The organism is Bacteroides bouchesdurhonensis (genome assembly GCF_900155865.1).
Taxonomy (GTDB): domain Bacteria; phylum Bacteroidota; class Bacteroidia; order Bacteroidales; family Bacteroidaceae; genus Bacteroides; species Bacteroides bouchesdurhonensis.
Window position 1 is genome coordinate 1 of sequence record NZ_LT707021.1, and the last position, 1,190, is coordinate 1,190.

Consider the following 1,190-nt stretch of genomic DNA (forward strand, 5'->3'; position numbering starts at 1 on the left):
AATCAGACAAAGGACGAGGAAACTGCCAAAGTAACAAACTCTACGTTTGACTTTTTCTTTTCTCATGTTTTCTACTCTTTTAGTGAATACTTATTTTAGTTGATATTCGAAAATCCTTCGTAATTCCCGATGCATCTTATAGGGCTCGAAACCATAACAAAACGTTTAGAATATGCCAAAATTTGAATTAGCTACTTCGGCTCTATTGCCCACCATTGATATATATAGTTCAATGTTTTTGCTAGTGGTGTTAATGTATACTTCAACCCTACCAGTTTTGTCTCTATTTCCCGATAAACTGAGATCGGGACAGTAGCATAAGGAGTTTGATTTGGGAAGTCGAAATAAAGTTCACTGATTTCTCCTGTTTCGGAACTGATACTGAGTATTATAAAAAGTTCAAATCCTTTCATTTTTCCTTTGTAACTTCCGAATGCGTCATTGACAATAACTTTATAAATTGAATCGTTATATACGTAATGTGTATCTTTTACTGTAAAAGGATCAATATCATAATCCTCCGCTTTAATATAGAATGGAGTGTCTGTCCCTTTTTTCATTTGATCTACGTATGTCCATTTGTTCGTACTACTGTATAATTTAACTTTCCCATAGTTACTCACATCACATTGATATGTATATCCCTTTTCATGAAATGTCTTAGTCGTTGTATAATAATTAGTTTGAGCTACAACAAATATTATATTAAATAGTAAAATGCTCAGTATAAATACTTTTTTCATATGTGTTATTTATTTTATAATTCTATTTTGATAAAATTCTTATAGTATTAAAATTATATACTCCTTTTCTGCTATCGAGCCAAGGATAATTATTCTCAGTATAGCCAACTTGTCGGAAGCTTCTGATTACCTCGTTTTCTAATGCCTCCTGTAAATCTCCTCCATTGAACTCTTGCCGTAATTTTCCATTCTCGTCTATATATCTTGTTAAATCTCGAATTGCATTCCAACGGGCATCTTTTATACTTTTTTCTCGCCACCAAATCTGTTCATTTCTAGGTAAGCTATTTATGTAAATTTGTTGTGCAAGATGTGCTTCGACGTCTCGATTTAATGCAGATCCGTTCCAAGTTTCTTGTTCAGTATATGATTGGAGAAGATGAAACATTTCATGAAATAGAACTCCACTACTGGCGTCTGTCCTTAATTTGATGGTAGATAGACTCG

The 1,190-nt window shown here is 32.9% G+C and carries 1 protein-coding gene and 1 pseudogene; both read right to left on the minus strand.

Annotated elements, in window-relative coordinates:
* Positions 1-191: 191 nt before the first annotated feature.
* Positions 192-743 (minus strand): DUF5043 domain-containing protein, encoded by a 552-nt coding sequence (locus tag CZ225_RS22810; protein ID WP_077155981.1) that lies wholly within the window; start codon positions 741-743, stop codon positions 192-194.
* Between the two features lie 22 nt (positions 744-765).
* A pseudogene (locus CZ225_RS23790) lies at positions 766-1,190 on the minus strand (hypothetical protein); the annotation flags it as partial.

Coding starts and splice junctions, on each gene's coding strand:
- CZ225_RS22810 (WP_077155981.1), bottom strand. CDS start 743: ATGAAAAAAGTATTTATACTGAGCATTTTACTATTTAATATAATATTT.